Genomic DNA, 24968 nt, shown 5'->3' with positions numbered 1-24968 from the left:
ATCGTTTAACAATATATAAACAAATATGTAAATTTGAGTATGGCAGATATAAAAATACCAACTTCTTTCAATATAGATCTTGAATTCGAGTCGGCAGATATCGTGAAACGTTTTTTAGCCTGGCTGATTGATTTTGCCATACGGCTATGTTATTTCCTGTTATGCTATTCGGTGCTTACCTCGTTCCGGATGGATATGGACGCGCACCTGACGATTTATATGCTGCTGGTTTTCCTGCCGATCATATTCTACTTTCCTATTATGGAAATCAGCATGAATGGCCTTACACCAGGGAAAAAGCTGTTGCATATCCAGGTGGTAAGCATGATCGGAAATTCGCCGGGCATCAGCCAGCACCTGATAAGATGGATATTCCGCATTATTGAAACGCCGCTGTATTTTATGTTTCTTGTGCCGGTGGTGGTACCACTGGTGTCCATTGTACGTACGCCTTACAACCAGCGTTTGGGCGATGTGATTGCGGGCACCCTTGTGATCAGTACCAAACGAAAAGGCAGCATTGAGGAAACCATTTTCCGCGATATTTCCAATACAGACTATAAACCGCAGTTTCCGCAGATCATGAAATTATCCGACCGGGATATGAACAAGGTAAAGGAGCTGTTGGACCGCGCACTGAAAGCCAGGGATGAAGAGCTGGCGTCAAAGGTAGCCTATCGCGTAAAGGATGTGCTGCATATTGAATCGGATCTGCCGCATACGCATTTCCTCGAAACGGTGCTCAACGATTACAACTACTATACTACCAGGAACTAAAAAAAGGCGGCCTTCAACGGGCCGCCTTTTTTAATGGTTATTTATCCGCTTATCAGATAGTTTTACCTATCGAATTTAAATCGTCGTTCACATTGTTAAAACGGGCTGGGTCGCCGGCCGGGCCTTTGTATACAATAGTGCGGTCAAATGCCAGGATCGGGTAAAACACGATACTCAGCAATATCAGCCCTACTGTAAAGCCTTCAGATTTACCAAAACTCTTACTGAGCAGGTTGGTAGCCCAGATGCCCCAGATAATGCCGATGTAGGGAATGCACATCAGGATCAGCCACCACCATGGTTTACCAATGATCTGTGTGTAAACATAGAGGTTGTAGATAGGCACAATTGCCTTCCAGCCCTCCTGTCCGGCCTTCTCAAATATTCTCCACATACAGAATGCAAAGAAAACGATGATGACCAGGAAGAAAATAAGAAATACGCCACTGAATAAGGCACCAAAGGCGCTGCTACCTTCATACGTAGTTGTTTCCATAAAAGAGGTTTAAGTTGTTTGAGTACAGTTTATAATTAACAATCCGGGGGGTATAACCCAATATATCCAAATATATATATTTTCCCGCTATATACATAGCCTATACATTATTAACCTTAAAAGAATGCGTATAAATACGTTTTGAAAAATAATTTCAACTTTTTCCAAGCTAATATTTGGAGATTCAACTCATTATATTACCTTTGCAACCGGCAAGTCTTATACGACCAGCTCCTACTGAACTCCCCCAGGACAGGAATGTAGCAAGGGTAGGTGGTTGTAGCGGTGCGATATAAGTAACTTGCCTTTTTTTCTTTTTTTATTGTCATTAGTTGCTTGTCAATAGTATCTGGTTGCTATTTTCTCCACCTCTTTCACTAATGACACAGCATCTTCCACAAACCGTTCATTTCCTGACAACTAATTTAATATAGCATGAAATTCTTTATTGATACAGCTAATCTGGCGCAAATACAGGAAGCTCACGACCTCGGCGTTCTCGATGGTGTAACCACCAATCCATCCCTAATGGCTAAAGAAGGTATTAAAGGTGAAGCCGCTATCATCAAACATTACGAAGACATCTGCGAAATAGTAGACGGTGATGTAAGTGCGGAAGTACTTTCCACAGATTTCAAATCTATCATTGAAGAAGGTAAGAAACTGGCTGCTATACACCCGAATATTGTGGTGAAAGTACCTATGATAAAAGACGGTGTAAAAGCCATCAAATGGTTTACTGACAACGGTATCAGAACAAACTGCACGCTGGTATTTTCTGCTGGTCAGGCTATCCTGGCAGCTAAAGCCGGTGCCGCTTATGTATCTCCTTTTATTGGCCGTATTGATGATACCAACTGGGATGGCGTAGAACTGATCGCTCAGATTGCGCAGATCTACAGCTTACAGGGTTATAAAACTGAAATCCTCGCAGCCTCTATCCGTAGCGCACTCCACATTGTAAAATGTGCTGAAGTAGGTGCTGACGTATGTACCTGCCCGTTAGATTCTATCCTGGGACTGCTGAAACATCCGTTAACAGATATCGGTTTGGCCAAGTTCCTCGAAGATGCCAAAAAAATGTAGTTTTTAAGATATTTTTTAGATGGTGTATCCCCGGTGCAGTAATTGCATCGGGGATTTTTTTTGTGGCAGCCGGTACGGATATTTTGCTGTTGGGGAGATGATCACGTTTTGTTGGATAATTTAATTAAATTCAAAGATAATATCCACGATACCCGAACACGCAATAAACAGAGAACCTAATGGGAAAATATATCCTCTCGCTGGATCAGGGCACCACCAGCTCCCGCGCGATTATCTTCGATCATGATGGCAGCATCAAAGCAGTTGCCCAGAAAGAATTCAAACAAATATTTCCTCAACCCGGATGGGTGGAACACGATGCCATGGAAATCTGGACTTCCCAGGCCAGCGTGGCTGCCGAAGTAATACTCAAAGCAAGGATCACCGGGCAGGACATCGCCGCCATCGGTATCACCAATCAACGGGAAACCACTATCGTCTGGGACAAAAAAACCGGTAAGCCTATTCACAATGCCATTGTATGGCAGGATCGCCGTACCGCTTCCTATTGCGATGAACTGATCAAACAGGGAAAAGAACAACTCATCAAAGATAAAACAGGCCTGCGCCTGGATGCCTACTTCTCCGGCACCAAAATAAAATGGCTGCTGGATAATATTCCCGATGCCCGCAAAAAAGCCGAAAACGGAGAACTGGCTTTTGGTACGGTAGACAGCTGGCTGGCATGGAATTTCTCTAATGGCAAACTCCACATTACAGATGTGAGTAACGCCTCCCGCACTTTGTTGTTCAACATCCACAACATGCAATGGGACGAAGAGTTACTATCTCTTTTCGATATTCCCGCCTCCATGCTACCGGAAGTAAAACAATCCAGTGAAGTATATGGTTACTCCGAAGCCAATCTCACCCCCTACCGCATACCTATTGCCGGTATTGCCGGGGATCAGCAGGCCGCTCTCTTCGGACAGCTATGCACACAACCCGGGATGATCAAAAATACCTATGGCACCGGTTGTTTTATGGTGTTGAATACGGGCGACAAACCCATTCCTTCCAAAAATAACCTGCTCACTACGGTAGCCTGGCAAATCAACGGCAAAACCAGTTATGCACTGGAAGGCAGCATCTTTATCGGTGGCGCCGTAGTGCAATGGCTCCGCGACGGCCTTGGCATTATCCGCCATTCTGCCGATGTGGAGAAATTAGCCGCCACCGTACCACATAGTGATGGCGTTTACCTCGTACCGGCCTTTGCCGGCCTGGGCGCCCCTTACTGGAACCAGCATGCACGGGGCACTATGGTAGGTCTTACAAGAGGATCCTCCGCTGCACATATTGCCCGCGCGGCGCTCGACAGTATCGCCTTCCAAACCATGGATGTACTCAAAGCCATGGAAGCGGATGCAGGCATGCCTATCAGCGAAATACGGGTAGACGGCGGCGCCACAAAAAATAACCTGCTCATGCAATTCCAGGCAGATATCACCCATCTTCGTGTAGTGCGTCCCGTTATAACAGAAACCACTGCATTAGGCGCCGCCTACCTGGCAGGGCTGGCTGTTGGCTACTGGGATAGCATAGAAACCATCGCCAAACAATGGCAGATAGACGCCACCTTCGATGCTGCCATGGAACCCGCAGAAAGCAAAAGACTATGCGGCGAATGGAAACGCGCCATCAGGGCAGCACAGGCATGGACAGAAGAAATATAGTATTATCCACGTTTATTAATATCTCGTTTTACTATGTCACCTTATTTAGCAGAAATTATAGGAACGGCATTTTTAATCGTACTGGGCGATGGTGTGGTAGCAGCCGTGATTCTCAGCAAATCAAAAGGTAATCTTGGCGGCTGGATGGTGATCACCATGGGCTGGGCCATGGCCGTGTTTGTTGGTGTGTATGCCACGGCCAAACACAGCGGCGCTCATCTGAATCCTGCGGTTACTTTTGCGCAGGCGCTGCAGGGAAACTTTCCATGGGAAAAAGTGCCCGGATACGTAGCCGCCCAAATGGGTGGCGCCATGCTCGGTGCACTGCTGGTATGGCTTTCCTATAAACAGCATTTCGATGAAACCTCCGATCCCAATACCAAGCTGGGCGTATTTTGCACAATTCCTGCCATCCGCAACAGCAAATACAATTTCCTCACAGAATTCATTGCCACCCTCGTATTTATACTGGCTATCCTCTTTATTACCGGTCCTGCTTCCAGTCTGGGTTCGCTCGACGCGCTGCCGGTAGCCTTTGTGGTGCTGGCAATCGGGCTCTCCCTCGGCGGCCCTACCGGCTATGCCATCAATCCCGCCAGGGACCTTGGCCCCAGGCTCATGCACTACCTGCTGCCTATTCCCGGCAAACGCGACAGCGACTGGAGCTATGCCTGGATACCAATACTGGGACCGCTGACGGGTGCCGCCGCAGCCGCGTTTCTTTATAAATACCTGTTGCAGTAATTTTTGTCTTGCCCAGGATTAAACTGATTTTGATGATTTACAGGATTTTTTCTTAATAATTTTTTGATTAAAAAAAATTAGGGGAGATATGAGCGAATTTTATCCGCTTATATCTCCCTTAATCTTTTCAAATCTTCCAAAAATCCTGACAAATTCATCAAATCATCAAAATCAGTTTAATCAATTTAATCCTGGGCAAGACAAAACTTTCATTTTTTTCTGAAAGTTTCGTAACTTTGGGAATCTTTAGTACTGGTATACGGTTTGTCAAACAATACCGGAACCATTTACTAAAAAAATAGGACCACCATATCATCGTAATTGCTGCAAAATATAAAAAGACGAATTATGATTCAGCCCAACATCCCGGAAACGAAACAACCGCGAATCGTTATTGTAGGCGGCGGATTCGGCGGCGTAAACCTGGCCAAACAGCTTAAACATGTGCCCGTTCAGGTAGTGTTGCTCGACAGAAACAACTATCACCTTTTTCAACCCCTGCTATACCAGGTATCTACTGCTGGCCTGGAGCCGGATAGTATCGCTTTCCCCTTACGTGGCATATTCAAAAAACAAAAGAACCTGGTATTCCGCATGGCCGAAGTAACCGGACTGCGCTCAGAAGAAAACATCCTGGAAACAGGCATCGGTGAAATTCATTACGACTATCTCGTGTTTGCCACCGGTAGTAACACCAATTTCTTTGGCAATAAAAATATAGAAGAAAATGCCATCGGCATGAAATCCCTGATTGAAGCAGTGCAGATCAGGAATTATGTGGTGAAACAATTTGAGGAAAGTTTGCTGCTGCAAAATCCCGAAGAAATTAAACCTAAACTCAACTTCGTGATGGTTGGCGGCGGCCCTACAGGAGTAGAGCTGGCAGGCGCTTTCGCCGAATTACGCAAGTATATCATGCCCAAGGATTATCCTACTTTACCTCAGTCGTTGATGAATGTTTATCTCATTGAAGCAGGACCAAAATTACTCGCCTCCTTCAGCGAAAAAACATCACAAAAAACATTACAGGCCCTCCAAGATATTGGCGTGCGCGTACTCACCAACACCGGCGTAAAAGAATACGACGGCAAAACAGTCACCCTCAGTACAGGAGAGCAGATACAAACACAGTCGCTCCTCTGGTCTGCCGGTGTAAAAGGTATTCCCGTAACAGGTATTCCTGCCGATATCGTACTCCCTAACGGTCGTATCCTGGTAAATGAACTAAATGAGGTGAAAGGCTTTACCAATATATACGCCATAGGCGACATTGCACAAATGACCAATGATCCGCGGTTCCCTAAAGGTTACCCTATGGTAGCCCAGGTAGCCATACAACAAGGGAAAAATGTGGCGAATAATATCCGTCTTTCACTGGAACACAAACCTACGAAAGGCTTTAATTATAAAGATCTTGGCAGCATGGCCACCATTGGCCGTAACAGGGCCGTAGCCGAAATTGCCGGTATACGCCTGAGTGGCTATCTCGCCTGGATGGTATGGATGGTCGTCCATCTTATGAGCCTGCTGGGATTCAGAAATAAACTGGTGGTATTTATCAACTGGTTTTACCGCTACTTCACCTACGAACGCGGTACCCGCATTATCATTAAACGCGGTGCTGCCAACATCGTAAAACTTCGACAAAGCGTAAACGGATAACATAAAAAAGAGAGGCCACACTGCCTCTCTTTTTAATATTCAATCGCTTTGTTCTTCTTTCATCAGGATAATCACATACATCACATGAATCAAAGTCCTACTTGCGATTCAGGATAGAGTTCAATGTAATGGATGACACCAGTTCATCAGATCTTCCACCCAATGGACGGTAATACAATAAAATGGTGTAGTTGTTTTCTGTTTCCCAGTAATCACCTTCCGTCAGATCTGTCTGGAATTTTGCATTGGGTACTGTTTTATCCACCAACCCATAAATGTAGTTATAGTAGCCCTGCTTCAGGAACAAGGTACCCTCATATGCGCGGCTGGCGCCATTATATGTCAACTTATTTTTATTGTTGCATTCATAATCGGTCAGCTCTCCAAATATATACATATCATATCCGGCATATGGCTCCGGAGCTGCAAATGAGAAATGTACAGATGCATAATCTCCTTCAAAAGTAGGATCATAATCATCCAGCGTAGCCAGGTAATATTTGCCGTTAATATCTTTAATAAACTGGTATACCTTATCTGCTCTTTCATGGTCCGGCACCGCAAATACATCTGTGCTGTTATTGTGATATTCGGAACGCTGTACCCGCTCGGTTTGCAACCGGAAACTGCGCAGATCTATCCACCGGTATTCTTTTCCCGCCGGCATCACACAATCCTGTTCCGCATTGTACTTTAAGATATTGCCGTTGATAAACTGGGGCCTGAGCGTTGTCAGCGCATTATCCCAGCGATAGTTCTGTAACACCACCACTTTTATCTGGTCAAATGGGTTCTGGATATTTAATGAGCCGGTATTTACTTCGAAGTTGATCTTCTGATAAGTACGGAATAATTTAGGCGCTATCGGCTGCTGTATAAAACCGGATATTCCAGCCTTGTTTTCCACCACAAACATGCGCCGGGTGAAGGCCAGTTGCGATGTATCACTATCCAGGTATACTTTCAACAGGTAGTTGCCCGACTTCACAGGATAACTATTGGTACCCGGTAACTGCACACTGTAGTGAGTATAACGTTGCAGGGAAACACTGGATAACTTGTAATTCAGTATCCTTGTTTCAGAAAAACCACGCATATAATCAAACTGGTTCACCTGCGCCGGTGTCCAGTCTGCATTACACAAAACAAATGAATAATAGTAGTTCTTCACATCATTATCCATGTCGTCAAACTGCAGCTCCAGCTTCTCTCCTGTACCAATGGTGTACATCGGCAAACTAAGCTGGTCGCCGGCCTGGTTAAACTTTACAGATCTGATATTATTAAAGTACACATGATCCGGGGTAATAGCGTTTACCTGTGCCGCTAAGTTGCTACCAAACAGGCAGGAAGCGAAGGCCATTACAAAAAATGCTGCTGTACGCATACAAGATAATTGATTATTTAAGATACGACTATTAATGGAAAGCATAAAGCCGAAGGCATAAAGCAAAAAGCTATTACAGCGAATGATCTGGGCGAAGATAAAACATTTAACCTCTATAATCATCCGCTGTAATAGCTTTTTGCTTTATGCCTTCGGCTTTATGCTTTTCCCTATATTTGTTCCATGCGTTTATCATTTTTCATTGCCAAAAGGATTGCTTTCAATAAGGGATCTACTTTTTCAAAATTCATTATTAATATTGCAGTAGCCGCAACCGCGGTGAGCGTGGCGGTAATGATCCTGGCAACAGCATTGGTAAACGGTTTTCAACAGGTAATACAGGAAAAGATATTCAGTTTCTGGGGCCATATCCATATTAATCAGTACCAACCCAATGCCGGACCACTCACCGAAGAAATTCCCTTTACCGGCAGAAACAGCCTGGTAGACAGTATTAAACTGGCTCCAGGAATCAAAACCATCAGTAACTACGCTACCAAATCGGCCATCATCAAATCCGAAAAGGAAATTGACGGTATCATTTTCAAGGGAGTAGACAAAGGCTACGACTGGCCGCAACTCAAGCGTTTCCTGCAGTCGGGCAAAATGTTACAGTTTAACGATTCGGCTTATGCACCGGAAATCATGATCTCCGAATACCTCGCCACAGAATTACAGCTGAAAGTAAATGATAAGGCGATCATCTATTTTATCCAGGGAGGCGGGCTTCCACCCCGCGCCCGCAAACTAACGGTAACGGGTATCTTTAAAACAGGTATAGAAGAATATGACAAAACCTATATCATCGGCGATCTTAGCCTCGTACGTAAGCTCAACGACTGGGAACCTGACCAGGTAGGCGGTTATGAACTCACTCTCAGCAACTACCGGAGGATGGACTCCACCGCCAGGTACCTGGATAATAACCTGCTGCCCGACCAGCTGTTTACCCGCACCGTACGCGACATCTATCCCAATATTTTTGACTGGTTGCAGTTACAGAACCAAAATGAACTGATCATCATTATCATCATGACGATAGTAGCGATCATCAATATGATTACGGCCATCCTGATCCTGATCCTGGAACGCACCAACATGATTGGCATCACCAAAGCATTGGGGATGCGCAACTGGAATATCCAGCAGGTATTCGTTTTCCAGGCCGGCTATATTATCATCATGGGCATACTGATCGGCGATTTCTTTGGATTGGGCATTGCTTTCCTCCAGCAAAGCACCGGCATCTTCAAATTACCGGAAGAGTCATATTACATGTCGGTAGCAGCCATTTCTATACATTGGACAGATATAGTGCTGATCAACTTAGGCACTTTCCTGATCTGTATATTGGTACTGCTGCTTCCATCACTAATCATCTGCCGCATAACGCCGGTAAAGGCCATACAGTTTAAATAACTATTTCTTTCGGGTACTTTTTACATAGTCTTTCAGGTAACTGCACTGGTCATATACCTGCTGATAAAACTTTGTTTGTGCAAAATTACCGGATAATAAAGGGAAGTAACGGTTATGTATCAACGCTGAAACATACTTGTTGTTGTCCTCATTTTCAGCAGTGTGTTTTTGTGAGCAACGTGCAGCCATAAACGCACACCGGGCTCTGAACTCCCTGTCAGTACTGGCCTGCGCCGCCTTCTGATAATAACTCTCAGCGGCATAACAACCGAAGTACTGTTTTTCAAAAGGATCTTTATCACATTTAGTGGAATACCATTCAGTAGATGGGCGATAGTCTTTTACAAAGTACCAGGTTTTGCCATAATAAGAAATACTGAATAACGCAGACGCATAATCGTAGTATACTTTGGGTGATACAGGCGCTGTTTTCATTTTGTCCTGTAACTGTACCATACGTTCGCAAAACTGTTGCTGTGTAATCGTCTTATTGTAATGCAACTCAGCGGTATCTTCCCCAAAATCCTGCAATTGTTCCCGGAATACCTGGTAAGAAACCGCCGGCGTACCCGCCGGCGGTTTTTTGAACCAGTCTCGCGCATTGGCAAAATCATGTACCCGCATATAACTCACCCCAATCACATTATTCATATTCAGACCTTTCGGGAAAAAGCCCGCCAGGTACAACTCATACGGCGATTTAACCGGTTGACGCAAAAAATCATTCAGCCGGATCAGCGCTGCGGATTTCATCCCGTTGGTGATCTGGGATATGGCCGTTTCACCGGAAACAAAATAATCATTCATGTGCAGGGAATCACAACGGCCCCTGATCAGCGCTTCCTTAATAACATCTCCCTGCTGATGATAATGCGGCGCCAGTACAGCGAACAACAGGTTGCGGTATATTTTTTTAAACGAATACACTTCATCGGGCATACCCAGGTATTCGCCATATTGACGGCCTTGCCCTGCAGGTGTTTTCGTATCCAGCCATTTAAAAGAAGTCAGCAAGCGGGATTCAAAGGCGCTGTCGATCACCTTCTGCTGATTGATATTCACCAGCAGGTTCACAATCTCCCATTGATCCTTTATGGCAGGATCTTTTGTTTTCACTTCATCCAGCCGGATCTTTGCTGCCGGATAGTCTTTGCGGATACAGGAAATATAGGCAGATGAAATCCGCCACAGATCCATATCTTTTAATTTGCCCTTAGCCAGAAGATCATCCGCCACAGTTTGCAGTTCCGTTAACCGGGAAACCAGTTTATTCTTTTCGGCAGCTGAATAATCCTGCATGCTGACCAACCCCGTACCCTGATCTTCTCCCAGATACGGGCTGAAATATTTATCTTCCAGCTTATTAATTTCCCTTCCCAGTAATATATTCAGCGCAGGAGAGGCAGGATCAAAAGCATATACCTGGCGGATGGCAGCAACATCCGGTTCTGCATTGGCAAAGCCATAAATAGCGGCCACCATAGCTTTTTCATGATTATCCTTACAAAGCGGGTATACCTGGTCGCCTGTGGTATTGGTCCACATTAAACTCGTGAAACAGGAAATACGCAATGAGGGCGCATTTTCAAAAACACGGGAAAATAGATAAGCACTTTGTACAGAATCCTTTAAACGCAATAAAGCGCCGGCTTTCAGGGCCATGGCCTTGAAATATACCAGCGACTGTTTATCCCGTTCTTCAAAAAATTTATCAAACGTAGTAACTGCTTCACGGTATTGCTTGCTGTAATGTTGCAGCCGCACCAGCTGGAAAGCGTAACGTTCACGGATATCCTTATCTTTTGTTTTATTGTACAGTTCCTCACCTTCTGTATACAGGTTTCCCAGCAGGGCATTGTTCCTTTCCGGCACTGACCAGGGATCAGCATTGATCACAGCAGGCTCGCAGGTTTTGGCGAACAACAGGTACCGGGCAGCTTCCCTGTTTTTTTCTTTTGATAAAAACTGTGCAAAAGAATTCTGCTTCACGCTGTCCGGCAATATATTGCTCCCGGTGGCAATGACGGACAACTGCTCCTGTTTATAGGAATAGATACATTCCCGTATAGCCTTTGCCGTTACTTTGCTGCCGGTATATTTCTGCCAGTCGTTCACATTTGCCGTTTCTTCCGATGGAGTAGGATCACCATAGAAACTGGTAAGGGAAGTATAGTAAAAAGGTTCATACCCGCCTCCTTTGGCAAAAGGGGAGAAAAAGGAAATATAATAATCATAAGGATCCGGTGTAGGACCACACGACAAGGTGTAAATGATATTACCAAAGAAAACGGCGAAAAAGCTAATTAAAAAAACGAATAATTTCCTGTAGTTCATCCAATGGATAATTTTGTAACGTCAGCGAATCAAGATGATAAAATATAACGGCCGGATCTTTTGTCTGCAGCTGTTTTGCCACCAATTTTGCGGCAGCATTCAATGTTAAGGGATCTATTGTTTCCCGCCGGATCACATTACCTTTTTTCAATGAATAGCCATTCAGCAAGGTATCCTGTTGCACAGTGTACAGGCGGTGGGGGCCTGGGGTAAACAGCTTTGTTTGCTTCAATTCCGTTTCCCCAACATTCCTTAAAATACCCGCATACCCTATATCGTTGCGGAATAAAACACTCCATCCAAACAGTGGTAAAGCGATGTCCAAAGGTAAGGGATATCTGGCAATACGATGCTCTCCCAGGTAGGATTCCATTACATCCACGTCGAGAATAGAATTATGCGCACCGGGCTTCCGCAGATCGCCCATGTTGTAACACATCAGCAATCCTCTGTCGACCGGTGGCACCCCGGTCTTTCCCACATATTTCACCTGGTACAGCCGAATGGTGGCCGACAACCGCCGTTGCCGGAAAAAAGGGGTTTGTTTCACTTGTTTTATAAAAGAGAAATAGGCATCCCGGCTGCTTTGCGTCCAATCGCAATCCAGCTGTATTTCCGGTATGCGCGCGGCAGGAATGCTGTCGCATAATTGTTCCAGCAGTTTAACAACATTGCCGGCCAATGCGCTATCCGGACGGGCCCATACCTCGTTCATCAAAAATATTACGGGTACAATATCCACATTGGCAGGCAAGGGGGCCGCCTGCCGGAAAACAGCCACCGGCACCGGCGTTTTCGTGACCTCGTCTGTGGTCACATCAAAAAACTTAACATAGAGTTTTTTTGCAGGCAGCTGCTGTATATATTGCTGCTCAGTGGTGTTTCCGGTCCAGGTTTGTTTCCAGAAGTAAAATGCCGGTGTTATTGTGCGCTGCACCGGGTGGCTACAGGCAACAATACAGCACATCAAACTTATTAACAGTACACGGGGTATCATGATCAATCAGATGAGGAGTCGTCCGCAGATAATTCCTGCTGCTACAGCAGCATTCAACGATTCAGCGCCACCGATCCGGGGAATGGTGATCCGGTGGGTCGCCAGCGCAGTTACTTCTTCCGTTAATCCCCTTCCTTCATTCCCTATCAGTATAATGCCCTCCTTAATAGCAGGAAACCCGGCAATATTTTTACCATGCAGGGTGGCGGCATAGGAAGGCAGCGTAGTTTGCTGTAATAATTCCTTTATACCGTATTCGGCTATACGTACCCGTACCACACTACCCATGGTGGATTGTATGGTTTTGGGATTGTATACGTCTACACAATCGGGGGAGCAAATGATCTGCGGGATACCAAACCAGTCGGCTATACGAATCAGCGTTCCCATATTACCGGGATCCTGTATGGCTTCCAACGCCAGCACTACCGTACCTGCCGCCGGCAACGGATCTATGGCGGGCGGCATATCCAGCAAAGCCATCGCCCTGTTGGGGGTAGTAAGCGACGACAGTTGTTTGAGTACAGCAGTATCTACTTCCACTACGGCATTTGCAGGTAACCCGCTCAGTAGAGAAGTATGTTGCTCCAGCCAATCGGTGGTGGCAAATACTCCTTTTACCGGCATCCCCGCCTGTAGCAGCTCCTGCACGATCTTGTCACCCTCTGCCACATACTGGCTGGATTTTTGCCTGTTTTTTTTGTGCTGTAATGATTGAATATATTTAATTTGCGCCTTTGACAACATGGGACCAAACCTACACGATTTCTTTTAATCAGCCAAGAATAGGCGTGGTATCAGGTTCGTCAGGAATAGCTTTTAAAATTACTAACAACGTTTTTGCCCGTGATGCAGCTGCTTCCCAAATCCAGAATTTTACTGCTGAAACAATTGCTGCTACTGGCTGTAATATTCACGTTGGCGGCATGTTCCAATACCAGGTATCTTCAGAAAGATCAGACGCTGTATACCAGCAGCAAAGTAGAAGTAAAAGGCGAAATCCTCAATGCCGAAAAACAGGATCTGCGCAGCTCCCTCGCTTCCAAATCGCTGATGACCCAACAGCCGAACAAAAAATTACTGAACTCCCGTATAAAGGTCTGGCTCTACAACCAGAAGTATAATGAGAAGAAATCAAACTGGTTCTGGAACCTGGTCCTTGCCAAAAGGAACCTGGAAGAACCCGTAGTATACGATTCCACCAAATCGAAAGAATCTGTGGAACGCATGACCAGCTACCTCCGCAACCAGGGATTCTTCTACGCAGCCGTAAACTACAACGCCAATACAAAACACCGGAAAACAAGTGTCACCTACCACGTGAACACCGGCAGAAACTTTGTTATCGATAAAATCACCTACGTAATCCCCGACTCAGCGATTTTAAGCATTGTAAAAGCTAATGAAAATTTATCGCTGATCCAGAAAGGCATCGTGTTCAAATCAGCCACCCTCGGCAGTGAAAGGGAAAGACTTACCCGCCTCATCAAAGATGCCGGCTATTATAAGTTTAACCGCGACGCGATCGAATACAGCGTGGATACGCTGAACAAGGCACTCTTCCGCAATACCCTCAATCCTTTTGAGGGATTTGTAAATATCTTCAACGAAAATAAAGGAAGAGATAAACTGACCATGGATGTGGAAATCCATATCAAAAATCCGGAAGACAGTATCTCCCGCTGGGAACAGTATCACATCGGTAAAATATACGCCTATCCCGACTTTTCGCTGAACGGCAATCCGAACGACAGCACCCTGCTGCATGACGACCGTAAATATATTAACATCCGTTACCACCAGGAAGTACTGAAACCCAAGATCCTTTCCAGGTCTATTTTACTACGGCCGGGCGAAACCTATTCCCTGCAGCAGTATAACAATACGGTCAACAAACTATATGACATCGGTGTCTGGCAATTTGTGACGCTGCAGTATAAGGAGCGCAAAGATTCTGTGAAAACGCTGGATGCTTACGTGTTCCTCACTCCGCGCCGCAAGCAGGAAATGGGACTCACTTTTGAGTTAAGTAACAGTTCCGACTATACGCTGGGGTCCGGGATCACGCTAAACTACCGGCATATTAACCTGAACAATACTGCCACACAGCTGGGCATGGCCCTCAGTACGGGTATTGAGCTGGTGCGCCCCCAGCAGTCAGGCTGGGACCTGCAGTCCAAACAGTTTGGCGGCGAGGTAAGTCTTACCTGGCCCCGTTTTGCCCTTCCTTTCCATATCAAACAGTCCGCCAGATCCAATGTAAAAACCCGTTTAACACTGGGCGCCAACTACCTGTCGCGTGTGGAAAAATTTGATGTCACCAGTATCAATGCCTCCTACGGCTACGACTGGAACGAAACGCTTTATAAACGCTGGATTATCCGGCCCATCACCCTGAACTATGTGGGTGTAAGCCTGAATCCTACTTTCCGCGACAGCGTGGTAAATACCAATCCTTACCTGAAACGCAGTTTCGAACCGGCGTTGATTGGCGGGGAAAGCGTTTCGTTTATCTTCAGCAACCAGGACCTGCTGCACCAGCGCCATTATAGCTATTTCAGGGTAAATGTGGAAGAATCGGGCCTCTGGCTGAGTGGGATCAACAGCCTGATGAACAGCATCAGCGGGCATAAAACCAACCTCGAAACGCTGACCAGTGTTAATATTTCAAATTTTGTAAAGATAGAAGCAGATTACCGGCACTACTGGAAACTCGGGCTGCATAGCGGTCTTGCTACCAGGGCATATGCCGGCGTAGGTATCCCGTACAGCTACTCACAGGTATTGCCCTATGTAAGACAGTTTACTTCCGGAGGTCCCAACAGTATACGCGCATGGCGTTTACGTACGCTGGGCCCCGGCTCCTTCAAGGACTCTTCCGCTACAGCACAGGCATTCCCTGATCAAACGGGCGATATGAAGCTGGAAGGTAACCTGGAATACCGTTTCGACCTGTTGCGTATGTTTGGCGGCACCATCAACCTGAAAGGCGCCACTTTTCTCGATATGGGTAATATCTGGATGATCCGGAAAGACTCCTCCAGACCCGGCTCCGAATTCCAGTTCGGCCAGTTATATCATGATCTGGCCATGGGTACGGGCGCGGGTCTGCGCTTAGACTTCTCTTTCTTCCTCATCCGCCTGGATTGGGGCATTCCGCTGAAAGTACCCTACTTTACCGGTAATAAAAACGGCTGGTATGTAGGGGAATGGGATTTGAAAGACAGCAAATGGAGACGTGAAAATATTATCTGGAATATTGCTATTGGTTATCCGTTTTAGGAACAGTGTTGGCTGCAATGAAATCAGCCATGTCTGTAGCATCCGACAGTTTAAAGTCACCGATGCGGGTTCTGCAAAGACTGCTCAGGTAAGCACCGCACCCCAATTCAGCACCATAGTCATTTGCCAGCGAACGTATATACGTACCCGTGCTGCATACGACCCTGAAATGCACTTCAGGCAAGGCTATTTTAGTGATCTCAAATGCTGAGATGGTTAATTTACGGGGTTCCACTTTTACATCCACACCTTTTCTGGCCAACAGGTAGATGGGTTTGCCATTTTGTTTAATGGCAGAATGAATAGGAGGCAGCTGCATGATTTCACCGATAAAAGGCTTGGTGGCGGCCAATATAGCAGCGGCATCAAGATGACTGATATCTTTAAAATTTTCAGGCTCAGATTCCTTGTCAAAGGTTGGTGTGGTAGCACCCAGGGTAAAAGTGCCGGTATATTCTTTTTCCTGTGCCTGGTATTCGTTGATTTTTTTTGTCATTTTCCCGGTGCAGCAAATCAGTAACCCGGTAGCCAAAGGGTCCAGCGTGCCGGCATGACCTATTTTTGCTTTGGTGGTATTTCTTATCTTACGCACTACATCGAAGGAAGTCCACGTTAATGGTTTGTTGATCAGTATCACGGCTCCCTCCTGGTAATTGATATTTTCGTTCGTTTGCATAGGGCAAAGATAGGGTTTAACAGTAGCTTTTAGCCTTCCGCTGTCCGCTTTTAGCAAAACAGCAACCCTGCCTTTAAACGTTTTTTACTAAATTCACGCAATTTTCAAATACATGGCATTAGAACATCATTTAGACGCAACACTACGGCATAAACAGCAGGTCGATAATTCGCGCGACTACGTGCTGCCATTCATACAGCAGGAGTTTCCTCAACTGGAAGGCCTGCGCGTGATGGAGGTAGGATGCGGGGAAGGCGGAGTGCTCACCCCGCTGCTGGAAAAAGGCTGTAACTGTGTAGGCGTGGATCTTGCTCCCGACCGTATCGAGCTGGCAAAAACCTTCCTTCAGAAATACCTGGACGGCGGACAGCTGAAGCTGATCGCCAAAAACATTTACGACCTCGACTTCCTCGGAGAGTTCCGTCATTCTTTTGATGTAATTATTTTGAAAGATGCCATCGAACATATTCCTGACCAGGAAAAAATCATCGGACATCTGAAACAGTTGCTCACTCCCCGCGGACAGGTATATTTTGGGTTTCCGCCCTGGTATATGCCTCACGGAGGACATCAGCAGATATGCGCCAATAAGTTCCTCAGCATGGTTCCCTATATCCACCTGTTGCCACGGCCTTTATACAAAGGTTTACTCCGCGCATTCGGAGAGGGCGATGATGTAGTAGTGGATCTGATGGATGTGAAGTCTACCGGTATTTCCATTGAGCGCTTCGAACGTATTCTTAAACGTCAGCAGTATAAGATCACGCAGCGTCGTTTCTACCTGATCAACCCTATTTATAAATATAAATTCGGCGTAAGTGCCAGGGTACAATGGAAGCCTATTGCGGCGATTCCATTTTTCAGAAACTTTGTTACCACCTGTGTTTATTATATGGTGAAGCCGGCTGTTAGCCATTAGCTTTTAGCTGTTAGCAAAAAAATGCAGCGTAAACGAACATGATATAATGTGTTCATTTACGCTGCATTTTTTTGCTAACAGCTAAAAGCTAATGGCTAAAAGCTCTTCCGTTCCATATCTCCCACGAAGCTTCCGCTTGCAGGATCAGCATTTCATGCCCGTTTTTTATAACCGCACCTTGTCCGGCGCCTTTTTCTAAAAAGGCGGTAGTAGCCGGGTTATACACCAGGTCGTACAGCAGGTGCCTGGAAGTAACATATTGGTAAGGTATTTCAGGGAAGGTATCTACTTTGGGATACATGCCTAAAGGGGTGGTGTTTACAATAATGGTATGTGCTGCCATGACAGCTTCGTCCAGCGCATCATAAGAGATGGCGCCGTTAACGGGCGACCGGCTCACCACCGTATAGGTGATACCCAGTTGTTCCAGCGCATACATAATGGCTTTGGCGGCTCCGCCGGTGCCCAGTACCAGGGCATGGGTATGATGCGGTTGTAACAATGGGTGTAATGATGCCGTAAACCCGATTACATCTGTATTATAGCCGGTTTTTTTTCCGTCCTTAAAATCGATGCAGTTTACCGCTCCGATCTGTGCAGCAGCTTTGCTGAGTTCGTCCAGGAAAGGCATCACTGCCTCTTTATAAGGAATGGTAACGTTTAGCCCGTTTATTTGCGGATGCTGTTCAAGCAGGTGGGTAAATTCAGAAATGCCTGGTATCGGGAAGTTCTCGTATTGGCAGCCGGTGATATTTTCTCTTTCAAATTTTTCTTTAAAAAATCCTTTTGAAAAAGAGTGGCTAAGCGGGTAGCCGATCAATCCATACATCTTCATGAAATGGTAATTGTGGGTATGATTATCCTGACAAGGGAAGGTGTTTCGCATCAATCAACGCTCATCAGGATAATCACATGAATCATATAAATCACAGTCCTATTCCCTGTCGAGGAACAGGTTAAAGGTATCGCCCCTTAATCCTATACGCATAGCTTCCAGTGAAATTACTTCATTGGGCGCCAGGTTGCCGAGGTTGGCATTGCAGCCTACCAGTTCCAGGAAGTAGAGCTGTTGGGCTTTCTGCGGTGCTTCCCATATAATTTTTTCGGCGGGGATCTGTGTCAGGATTTCCTGTACCAGGCCTTCGCGTACTTCACCGCTGCCGCGATAGATACCAACGTTACCGCTTTCGCGGGCTTCAGCGATCACATACGTAGCGCCGGCAGACAATTCCGCACTCATCAGTTCAATCCACTTATAAGGAGGGATAATGTGTTCGGCATCTTTAGAGCCAACTTCGCTTAATACCAGTCCGATCTTAGCGAGTTTTTCAATATAACCGCATTTCTCGGCATGCGGGATGGTAATAGAGCCATCAGATACTTCCATGTAGCTGATACCATAGTCCTTTACCACATTGATGTATTCCTCAAACTGGTTGCGGATAGCAAAGGCTTCAAACAGGGTTCCGCCAAAGTATACCGGGATGTTTGCCGACTGGTAAAGTTCAATTTTTGCGCGCAGGTTAGGCGTAACGTAAGCAGTGCCAAAACCCAGTTTCAGGATGTCGATGTGCGGACCTGCTGCGGATAAAAAATTTCGTGCTTCTTCCAAACTTAGCCCCTTATCCATTACCATGGTCAATCCATGAGTCCGGGGCTTCTTTGTCCTTTCCGGGATTTGTGTCAGATTAAAATTCATTTGAAATATTTTTATCTTCTTATTGGTCAGTAAAACACATACTAATGTTCGCCAGGCACTTCGGGATAGCGTAGATGCAATTTTAGTAACCGGAAATACTGTTGACTTTTGTCCATGACAATTAAAAGCCGGCGCAAAAATAAGAAGTATACTTTATTTTATTAAAGTAAATAACATTGGTTAACGTTTGCGGCGGTATTGCGCAATCAGATCCACCACACTCACATGCTGTAACACAGCAGGGTCAAGTTCTACCAGCTTTTTAACAATTTTGGGCGCCTGCTGTAAAGCGGTTTCCAGGTGCAGTAACCCCTCTTTAGTTTTCCCCATGGCAATCAGGATAGCCGCCCGGTAGTACACAAATATGGGCTTGCGGCCTGCCTTTTCTTCGGCAATTGACAGCTGTACCAGCGCCTCTTCCAGGAATCCGGACACATACAACCCTTTCAGCAGCTCCTGCCAGGTAACTGCGCTCTTAGGCCGGGTACGTACCGCATTCATGAAATGCACCAGGGCTTCCTTGTTTTTTCCGAGCTCCAGGTAACATTCTCCCAGGCTCATATTATACTCTGCGTTGGTTTTATTTATTTTCAGGGCACTCAGCAACGATTTGGCCGCATTCTCCCAGTTGGCCTCCATCATGTAAGCTACCGCGATCTTGTAATACAATTTATCATCGCTGGGACTCAGGTGCGACGCTTTACGGTAGTAATAGCGCGCCTGGGTAAATTTGCGCTGCCTTTCATAACAGTGGCCAATAGCCTCATAGATTACATCCTCCGGTTTGGCTATTTCCAGGTGTTTCTGCAGCACTTCTATGGCTTCGGCATACTTACGCAGGCGGATATACGCATCGCCCATATTCCGGTACGCATAATCGAATTTCTCATCAATAGCTACCGCATACTGATAGGCATCGATCGCCTTTTCATACAGCTTCAAACCCTGAAAAGCCGTTCCCAGGTTAAACCAGGCCAGCTGGTTATAGGGATGCTCATCTATAATAGCGTTGTGCAAACGGATACTTTCTTCATTGCGGCCGGTAAACTCTGTCCAGAAACAGATTTTATGCAACGCCTCTTCACTGTTGGGATCATGTTCCAGCGCCATTTTCAGGCAATCAAACACTTTCTCAAATTCCTCCCAGTCATCATATACATCGGCCAGCTCCAGCAACAATTCTGTCCTGTCTTCTCCCGAAAACTGCTCAATTTGTTCTTCCAGCACACTGGCTGCCTTCTGGTGCTGGTTCAGCGCCAGGTAAACATCCGTCTGCAGTATATAAAGATTAATATCAGTGCGGTCCAGTACTTCTGCTTTCTCCAATAAATTCAGTGCTTCCTTATATTTCTTGGTTTCTATCAGTAAGTTGGCCTTTTTGAGTAGTAGTGTAGAAGAGTAGGGGAATTGTTCGATGGCTAGTTCCGCAGCCTGCAACGCGATCGGCATTTCGTCATGCTCGTCATAATAGTCTATGATCTGCTCAAATGAATCTTCGTCCAAAAAAGAATGAGACTTACCAGCCCTGAGATTTTCAAACTGCTGCAACAAGTCTCTCAGATCATCAAAATCTTCGTTTAAAAAGGAAAAGTCTTTACTCATTAGTGTAAATATAGTACTTTTATCTATGACCAAATACGGGTGGATTTTAACCTTTTAAATATTTTTTAACATTTCTTTGTGATTTAATCGTATCTTGCGTTAAGAATATGTTATATAATATATCAAAAAGTTTGTACATTTGTGTTACAATGAAAGCGAAAACATACATATCACGCACTTTTTCATTGTCTTGCTTGTTAGCGGGCGCCATGGCGTTTTTTGCTCTCAATGCGCTGGCGAATAATAGCTTTTTGCCCTCTGATAATAACAAAGACAAAACGAAAAAAGCGGCTGACAATCAACACTTTGTGTTGAATACTGCCATGCCTAAAACCAACCTGGGCCTCGACGCGGCTTACCGGTATTCCGGTACCTTCAGCTCAGACTTTAAGTTTAAAACAAACACAGAGAATAACTACAATAACGTTATAAACCTTAAAGCGGTAACTACCTATACAAAAGGTAATGTTACCTACGTAGTTCCTTCTAATTACCAGGTGCAGTCACAACCACCGGGAAACATGAACTTTCAGAAACTGCAGATCATTCTGCCACTCAAGAAAGGGTAATAAACTTAACGTTTCTTCAATTACAATATGGGCCGGTTAAAAAGTTAAACAACTTTTTAACCGGCCCTTTTTTTTGCCCAGGATTAGGCTGATTTTGATGATTTAGATGATTTTTTATCTTATGGATTTAAAAAGATTAGAAGGATATAGGCAAAAATCCGCTTGTATCTTCCCCAATCTTTTAAATCAAAAAAGAGAAAATCATCTAAATCATCAAAATCAGTCTAATCCTGGGCAAAAAAAATCCCAGGCAGGAAAATCACAATTACATGTTTTTCAACTCCTCCTGGCTTACTTCCTTATAGCCCGTTTTAGGCACATCAAAATAAGAAGCAGGAATCGGATACAAATCTACTTTGGTGGCAATAACCCGCGTTTTAGCGCCGGTTTTGGTGAGAATTTCAAACTCCAGCGGGATGCCCTTCAGGTTTACAAAGCGACGGTTATACTGCCTGTTTTCAGGCACCAGGTCCGTAGCATAAAACACCTCGAATGTTTTACCATCCGGCATGGTACCAATTGCCTTTCTGCAGGTATAACCCGCTATCTGCTTGGTTTCCGTTTGATCGGTAAACTGTATGTTTTCATACTGCTTCAAATCCTTGTTATATTGTTCTTTTCCCGCACGGATCAGGTATTTATTCCCATGCTGATCAATCAGCGTGGTCATAGTTTCCGTTTTGCTGTTAATGAGATAGGTATAGTGCACAATATTGAAATTCATGTCTATCCTGCTCAGCGGTCCGCGCATATATTGGGTAAAGGTGCTGCCTTCCAGCATGGCATCCATTTGCAGCTGCTCTGGCGGCAGCTCCATTTTATAAATAATCTTTGCGTCTGAAACGGTACGCTGCGCCAGCGCTGTGCCGGAGAAGCATCCCAAGATAAAAGTTAATAGCAACCGGTACGACATAGTGTGGTGTATTAGTTTAGTGGTGGTATAGTGATGGTCGGTCAACTAACTACCAGGTAAGCTTTTCTTTATTTAAAAAGGCGGCAATACCGCGTTTACAATCATCATGTCCACGGGTAGCTGCGTTTAGTTCTGACGCGTGCAGCAGCCCTTCTGCCAATGGTAAGTCCAACACTGTGCCAATCAATTTCTTGGTTACTTTCAGCGAGTTAGCTGATGCCTCTTTACACAGGCTCATGGCCACTTTGGCCACGTGGGCATTTATTTCCCCGGCTGGTACCACTGCGGTAATAAGACCATCGGCAGCCGCTTTCTCAGCAGTCACCAGTTTCCCGGTCAATAGTAACTCCCGGGACCGGCCCTCTCCTATCTTACGTACCAGGAACACCGCTACCAGCGCTGGTATAAAGCCAATTTTCACTTCGGTATATCCCAATAAGGCCTCCGGCACGGCGTAGCTCAGATCGCATAAGGTTACCAGCCCGCAGCCACCGGCAACCGCATGCCCTTCCACCCGGGCAATCACAATCTTATCAAGTTCATATATCTCCCGGAACAGCTGCATCAGCTCCCGGGAATCAGTGAGGTTTTCTTCATAGGTGTTTTTCTGCAGTTGCTGCAGGTATTCCAGGTCGGCACCAGCGCAAAAAGCTTCACCGTTTCCCGCCAGCACCACTACTTTCACCGCCTCATCGGCCGCGGCAGCCTGAAACGCTTCGCGTAATTCCGCTACCAGCTGCCCATTCAGCGCATTCCTTTTTTCAGGACGATTGAGGGTAATAGTAGCGATCCGGTCTGCTACAGTATATAGTAAAAAAGAAAAAGCCATAATTGAAGAATTACGAATTACGAATCAGGGATTACGGAGTTGTATGGAGATGGTGCAGAAGGTCGTTTGATCTTTTCCACAACTCCGTAATCCCTAATTCCTAATTCGCAATTTTCCTTATGGCAATCTAAGCAAAAAAAATTTAATGAGTAACCTCCTGTATTACCTGCCCTACATTACCGCTGGGCATCTGGATATGCAACAACGCTGCCAGCGTAGGCGTAATATCCGTCATACCGATGGTGCGGTTGGTTTTACCCGGGTGAATACCCCATCCCATCCATACCAGCGGAATATGCGCGTCGTAAGGATACCATAAACCGTGTGTGGTACCGGTTTTACCACCATCAATATAACCCGGTGTCAGTATTACCTGGATATCGCCGCTTCTTTTGGTATTAAAACCATTGTTAAGCATCGTCCGCATGGGTTCTGGCAACAGGGTGGTCATAAGTTGCTCTATAGGAAAGGCCTTTGAGATTGCCGGCAATTTCAATAACCGGGCAATGAGGAATTGCCGTATCTCCGCCTCGTTTTTACCTCCCTGGGCAATAGCATCATGATCCAGCCAGAACTGGTAATTATCTACCGCTTTGATCACGCCTCTCACACCAAACTTGGTTGCAGCCTGATCATTCAGATCTTTAACGGTTGCCTGGTCATCCCAGGTACCACCCGGCAGTTTGTTTTCTTCCATAAAACCCGGTACATGGGCTACCCCATGATCTGCAGTGATAAAAAACAGGTACTGTCCTTTTCCGACCTTCGCATCGAGGTATTTGAAAAGTGTGGCCAGATCCTGGTCCAGGCGCAGGTAAGTATCTTCAATTTCCACAGAATTAGGACCAAACTGATGGCCCACGTAGTCGGTGGATGAAAGACTTACGGCCAGAAAATCCGTTACATTGCCTTTCCCCATATCGTAGGCCTCCAGGGCTTTTTTGGCAAATTCAAGGGTCATGGTATTACCGAAGGGGGAAGCCGAAATAGCAGCACTGGATATATCTGCCAGGTTATGCGGGAATGAGGTGTTGGCCGCATTTTTATACTTTCCTTCGTAAGGTTTTTCATCGGCGGTGCTGAGGGTGTAGGTAGATACCGGGTACAGGGTTGTCCACGGTTTGCTCAGGTATTGTTGCGGAAACTGCTGTTTATTAAATTCCTGTGCCCATCCCGGCAGCTCCTTCATATAATAGGTGCTGCTCACCCAGTTACCGGTGCTGCCATCATACCAGAAAGCCGCGTTGGCACTGTGTCCGGCGGGCAAAATAGCGCCGCGGTCCTTAATAGCCACACCCACTACCTTGCTCTGGAAATTATTGGATAACCGGAGCTCATCGCCTATCGTGGTTACCAGCATGTTGCGCGGACTCATTTTGCCGGCGGCAGAAGTACTGCCAACGGTGCTGACGGTGGTATCTTCCGCGCAATACATGGTACGTCCAAGTTCCGGACTATACCAGGTGTTGCCGATAATACCATGGATGGCGGGCACAGAGCCGGTATACACACAGGTATGGCCACAGGCGGTAATAGTGGGCGTATAATTGATCAGGGTATTTTCGCAGGAAAATCCCTCCTGCAGCAGTCTTTTAAAACCACCGGCGCCATACCTGTTACCATAGCGGTAAAGATAATCCCAGCGCATCTGGTCTACTACCACTCCTACTACCAGTTTAGGTCTGGCAGAAGTTTTGCTGTTTTTCGCAGCGGTAAGATGATTAAAGGGTTTGGGGGAAGTTGCTTTTTGCGCCCGGGTAACCGTTGTGGAAAACAAGAGAGCAGCTGTCAGAAAATGTGTAAATTTCATCAGATCTTAAATATTTAAAAGTCACTGTAATACAACAACATAAGCCGTTGTAACCTCGCAAAAAAAGTGCATTAGAAGAGGCCTCAAATGT

21 protein-coding genes and 1 other RNA gene are annotated in these 24968 nt (G+C 45.7%); 10 read left to right on the top strand and 12 right to left on the bottom strand.

The window, feature by feature from the left end; all coding sequences use genetic code 11:
- Nucleotides 1-39: 39 nt before the first annotated feature.
- Complete coding sequence (locus tag KE626_RS04865; RefSeq protein WP_211971752.1) at nucleotides 40-777, top strand: RDD family protein; 738 nt, start codon at nucleotides 40-42, stop codon at nucleotides 775-777.
- 52 nt (nucleotides 778-829) lie between these two features.
- Here the strand turns inward: KE626_RS04865 and KE626_RS04860 are convergent, their stop codons facing one another.
- A complete protein-coding gene (locus KE626_RS04860; protein WP_249207270.1) occupies nucleotides 830-1273 on the bottom strand; it encodes a DUF5684 domain-containing protein in 444 nt (147 codons plus the stop codon).
- A 210-nt stretch (nucleotides 1274-1483) separates the two neighbouring features.
- On the opposite strand from KE626_RS04860, the gene ffs reads away from it, so the two are divergent.
- The 5 genes from ffs (at nucleotide 1484) to KE626_RS04835 (ending at nucleotide 6441) form a co-directional block, all read left to right on the top strand.
- An RNA gene (ffs, locus tag KE626_RS04855) (signal recognition particle sRNA small type) lies at nucleotides 1484-1583 on the top strand.
- Between the two features lie 125 nt (nucleotides 1584-1708).
- Nucleotides 1709-2359 (top strand): fructose-6-phosphate aldolase, encoded by a 651-nt coding sequence (gene fsa, locus KE626_RS04850; protein WP_211971751.1) that lies wholly within the window; start codon nucleotides 1709-1711, stop codon nucleotides 2357-2359.
- 179 nt (nucleotides 2360-2538) lie between these two features.
- Nucleotides 2539-4035, top strand: coding sequence for a glycerol kinase GlpK (gene glpK / locus KE626_RS04845; protein ID WP_211971750.1), 1497 nt, complete (start codon nucleotides 2539-2541; stop codon nucleotides 4033-4035).
- Nucleotides 4036-4068: 33 nt separating this feature from the next.
- Nucleotides 4069-4779, top strand: a complete 711-nt coding sequence (locus KE626_RS04840; RefSeq protein ID WP_211971749.1) for an MIP/aquaporin family protein — start codon at nucleotides 4069-4071, stop codon at nucleotides 4777-4779.
- 348 nt (nucleotides 4780-5127) lie between these two features.
- Nucleotides 5128-6441, top strand: a complete 1314-nt coding sequence (locus KE626_RS04835; protein WP_211971748.1) for an NAD(P)/FAD-dependent oxidoreductase — start codon at nucleotides 5128-5130, stop codon at nucleotides 6439-6441.
- A gap of 97 nt (nucleotides 6442-6538) precedes the next feature.
- Here the strand turns inward: KE626_RS04835 and KE626_RS04830 are convergent, their stop codons facing one another.
- Nucleotides 6539-7828, bottom strand: coding sequence for a type IX secretion system plug protein (locus KE626_RS04830; RefSeq protein WP_211971747.1), 1290 nt, complete (start codon nucleotides 7826-7828; stop codon nucleotides 6539-6541).
- A gap of 183 nt (nucleotides 7829-8011) precedes the next feature.
- On the opposite strand from KE626_RS04830, the gene KE626_RS04825 reads away from it, so the two are divergent.
- The gene (locus KE626_RS04825) at nucleotides 8012-9247 is read left to right on the top strand and encodes an ABC transporter permease (RefSeq protein ID WP_211971746.1); all 1236 of its coding nucleotides are present in this window, start codon (nucleotides 8012-8014) and stop codon (nucleotides 9245-9247) included.
- Here the strand turns inward: KE626_RS04825 and KE626_RS04820 are convergent, their stop codons facing one another.
- From KE626_RS04820 to KE626_RS34615, 3 genes are read right to left on the bottom strand one after another with little or no spacing between them, the layout of a single operon-like run.
- On the bottom strand, nucleotides 9248-11581 hold the full coding sequence (locus KE626_RS04820) for a hypothetical protein (RefSeq protein ID WP_211971745.1): 2334 nt from the start codon (nucleotides 11579-11581) through the stop codon (nucleotides 9248-9250). It lies immediately after the preceding gene.
- Nucleotides 11547-12548: a hypothetical protein gene (locus tag KE626_RS04815; RefSeq protein ID WP_211971744.1), complete on the bottom strand. Its 1002-nt coding sequence runs from the start codon at nucleotides 12546-12548 to the stop codon at nucleotides 11547-11549. Before KE626_RS04815 ends, KE626_RS04820 begins: the two co-directional genes overlap by 35 nt.
- A gap of 36 nt (nucleotides 12549-12584) precedes the next feature.
- Nucleotides 12585-13325 carry a TrmH family RNA methyltransferase gene (locus KE626_RS34615; RefSeq protein WP_428845021.1) on the bottom strand — a complete coding sequence of 247 codons (741 nt, stop codon included), beginning with the start codon at nucleotides 13323-13325 and terminating at the stop codon, nucleotides 12585-12587.
- Nucleotides 13326-13427: 102 nt separating this feature from the next.
- Here KE626_RS34615 and tamL point away from each other — a divergent pair, with 102 nt between their 5' ends.
- Nucleotides 13428-15860, top strand: a complete 2433-nt coding sequence (tamL, locus tag KE626_RS04805) for a translocation and assembly module lipoprotein TamL (RefSeq protein WP_249207311.1) — start codon at nucleotides 13428-13430, stop codon at nucleotides 15858-15860.
- On the opposite strand, the gene truB is transcribed toward tamL, so the two are convergent.
- Nucleotides 15841-16536: a tRNA pseudouridine(55) synthase TruB gene (gene truB / locus KE626_RS04800; protein ID WP_211971741.1), complete on the bottom strand. Its 696-nt coding sequence runs from the start codon at nucleotides 16534-16536 to the stop codon at nucleotides 15841-15843. The two genes, tamL and truB, sit on opposite strands and share 20 nt — an antisense overlap.
- Before the next feature lie 112 nt (nucleotides 16537-16648).
- Between truB and KE626_RS04795 the strand changes: the two genes are divergently transcribed.
- Nucleotides 16649-17455, top strand: coding sequence for a class I SAM-dependent methyltransferase (locus KE626_RS04795; protein ID WP_211971740.1), 807 nt, complete (start codon nucleotides 16649-16651; stop codon nucleotides 17453-17455).
- Between the two features lie 88 nt (nucleotides 17456-17543).
- On the opposite strand, the gene KE626_RS04790 is transcribed toward KE626_RS04795, so the two are convergent.
- The 3 genes from KE626_RS04790 to KE626_RS04780 all read right to left on the bottom strand — a co-directional run bounded on the left by KE626_RS04790 (nucleotide 17544) and on the right by KE626_RS04780 (nucleotide 20756).
- Nucleotides 17544-18290: a shikimate dehydrogenase family protein gene (locus KE626_RS04790; protein WP_211971739.1), complete on the bottom strand. Its 747-nt coding sequence runs from the start codon at nucleotides 18288-18290 to the stop codon at nucleotides 17544-17546.
- Between the two features lie 99 nt (nucleotides 18291-18389).
- The gene (locus tag KE626_RS04785) at nucleotides 18390-19154 is read right to left on the bottom strand and encodes a phosphosulfolactate synthase (protein ID WP_211971738.1); all 765 of its coding nucleotides are present in this window, start codon (nucleotides 19152-19154) and stop codon (nucleotides 18390-18392) included.
- Nucleotides 19155-19334: 180 nt separating this feature from the next.
- On the bottom strand, nucleotides 19335-20756 hold the full coding sequence (locus tag KE626_RS04780; protein ID WP_211971737.1) for a tetratricopeptide repeat protein: 1422 nt from the start codon (nucleotides 20754-20756) through the stop codon (nucleotides 19335-19337).
- Between the two features lie 149 nt (nucleotides 20757-20905).
- On the opposite strand from KE626_RS04780, the gene KE626_RS04775 reads away from it, so the two are divergent.
- Entirely contained in the window at nucleotides 20906-21325 is a 420-nt protein-coding gene (locus tag KE626_RS04775; RefSeq protein ID WP_211971736.1) for a hypothetical protein, read from the top strand.
- A 265-nt stretch (nucleotides 21326-21590) separates the two neighbouring features.
- On the opposite strand, the gene KE626_RS04770 is transcribed toward KE626_RS04775, so the two are convergent.
- The 3 genes from KE626_RS04770 to pafA all read right to left on the bottom strand — a co-directional run bounded on the left by KE626_RS04770 (nucleotide 21591) and on the right by pafA (nucleotide 24877).
- A complete protein-coding gene (locus KE626_RS04770; RefSeq protein WP_211971735.1) occupies nucleotides 21591-22238 on the bottom strand; it encodes a hypothetical protein in 648 nt (215 codons plus the stop codon).
- Nucleotides 22239-22287: 49 nt separating this feature from the next.
- Nucleotides 22288-23067, bottom strand: coding sequence for an enoyl-CoA hydratase/isomerase family protein (locus tag KE626_RS04765; protein ID WP_211971734.1), 780 nt, complete (start codon nucleotides 23065-23067; stop codon nucleotides 22288-22290).
- A 142-nt stretch (nucleotides 23068-23209) separates the two neighbouring features.
- Nucleotides 23210-24877: an alkaline phosphatase PafA gene (pafA, locus tag KE626_RS04760; RefSeq protein ID WP_211971733.1), complete on the bottom strand. Its 1668-nt coding sequence runs from the start codon at nucleotides 24875-24877 to the stop codon at nucleotides 23210-23212.
- Nucleotides 24878-24968: the final 91 nt, after the last annotated feature.

It is taken from the genome of Chitinophaga hostae (assembly GCF_018224885.1).
GTDB classification, from domain to species: Bacteria; Bacteroidota; Bacteroidia; order Chitinophagales; family Chitinophagaceae; genus Chitinophaga; species Chitinophaga hostae.
The sequence above is the reverse complement of the archived record's forward strand: the minus strand, read 5'-3'. Positions and strand labels throughout refer to the sequence as shown.

Bases quoted from the DNA above. Each gene is read 5' to 3' on its own strand.
- truB (WP_211971741.1), bottom strand. From the start codon at position 16,536: ATGCAAACGAACGAAAATATCAATTACCAGGAGGGAGCCGTGATACTG.
- KE626_RS04775 (WP_211971736.1), top strand. From the start codon at position 20,906: ATGAAAGCGAAAACATACATATCACGCACTTTTTCATTGTCTTGCTTG.
- KE626_RS04790 (WP_211971739.1), bottom strand. From the start codon at position 18,290: ATGAAGATGTATGGATTGATCGGCTACCCGCTTAGCCACTCTTTTTCA.
- KE626_RS04835 (WP_211971748.1), top strand. From the start codon at position 5,128: ATGATTCAGCCCAACATCCCGGAAACGAAACAACCGCGAATCGTTATT.
- KE626_RS04830 (WP_211971747.1), bottom strand. From the start codon at position 7,828: ATGCGTACAGCAGCATTTTTTGTAATGGCCTTCGCTTCCTGCCTGTTT.
- fsa (WP_211971751.1), top strand. From the start codon at position 1,709: ATGAAATTCTTTATTGATACAGCTAATCTGGCGCAAATACAGGAAGCT.
- KE626_RS04865 (WP_211971752.1), top strand. From the start codon at position 40: ATGGCAGATATAAAAATACCAACTTCTTTCAATATAGATCTTGAATTC.
- KE626_RS04765 (WP_211971734.1), bottom strand. From the start codon at position 23,067: ATGGCTTTTTCTTTTTTACTATATACTGTAGCAGACCGGATCGCTACT.
- KE626_RS04860 (WP_249207270.1), bottom strand. From the start codon at position 1,273: ATGGAAACAACTACGTATGAAGGTAGCAGCGCCTTTGGTGCCTTATTC.
- glpK (WP_211971750.1), top strand. From the start codon at position 2,539: ATGGGAAAATATATCCTCTCGCTGGATCAGGGCACCACCAGCTCCCGC.
- KE626_RS04820 (WP_211971745.1), bottom strand. From the start codon at position 11,581: ATGAACTACAGGAAATTATTCGTTTTTTTAATTAGCTTTTTCGCCGTT.
- KE626_RS04785 (WP_211971738.1), bottom strand. From the start codon at position 19,154: ATGAATTTTAATCTGACACAAATCCCGGAAAGGACAAAGAAGCCCCGG.
- KE626_RS04815 (WP_211971744.1), bottom strand. From the start codon at position 12,548: ATGTGCTGTATTGTTGCCTGTAGCCACCCGGTGCAGCGCACAATAACA.
- KE626_RS04840 (WP_211971749.1), top strand. From the start codon at position 4,069: ATGTCACCTTATTTAGCAGAAATTATAGGAACGGCATTTTTAATCGTA.
- KE626_RS04780 (WP_211971737.1), bottom strand. From the start codon at position 20,756: ATGAGTAAAGACTTTTCCTTTTTAAACGAAGATTTTGATGATCTGAGA.
- KE626_RS04770 (WP_211971735.1), bottom strand. From the start codon at position 22,238: ATGTCGTACCGGTTGCTATTAACTTTTATCTTGGGATGCTTCTCCGGC.
- pafA (WP_211971733.1), bottom strand. From the start codon at position 24,877: ATGAAATTTACACATTTTCTGACAGCTGCTCTCTTGTTTTCCACAACG.
- KE626_RS34615 (WP_428845021.1), bottom strand. From the start codon at position 13,325: ATGTTGTCAAAGGCGCAAATTAAATATATTCAATCATTACAGCACAAA.
- tamL (WP_249207311.1), top strand. From the start codon at position 13,428: ATGCAGCTGCTTCCCAAATCCAGAATTTTACTGCTGAAACAATTGCTG.
- KE626_RS04825 (WP_211971746.1), top strand. From the start codon at position 8,012: ATGCGTTTATCATTTTTCATTGCCAAAAGGATTGCTTTCAATAAGGGA.
- KE626_RS04795 (WP_211971740.1), top strand. From the start codon at position 16,649: ATGGCATTAGAACATCATTTAGACGCAACACTACGGCATAAACAGCAG.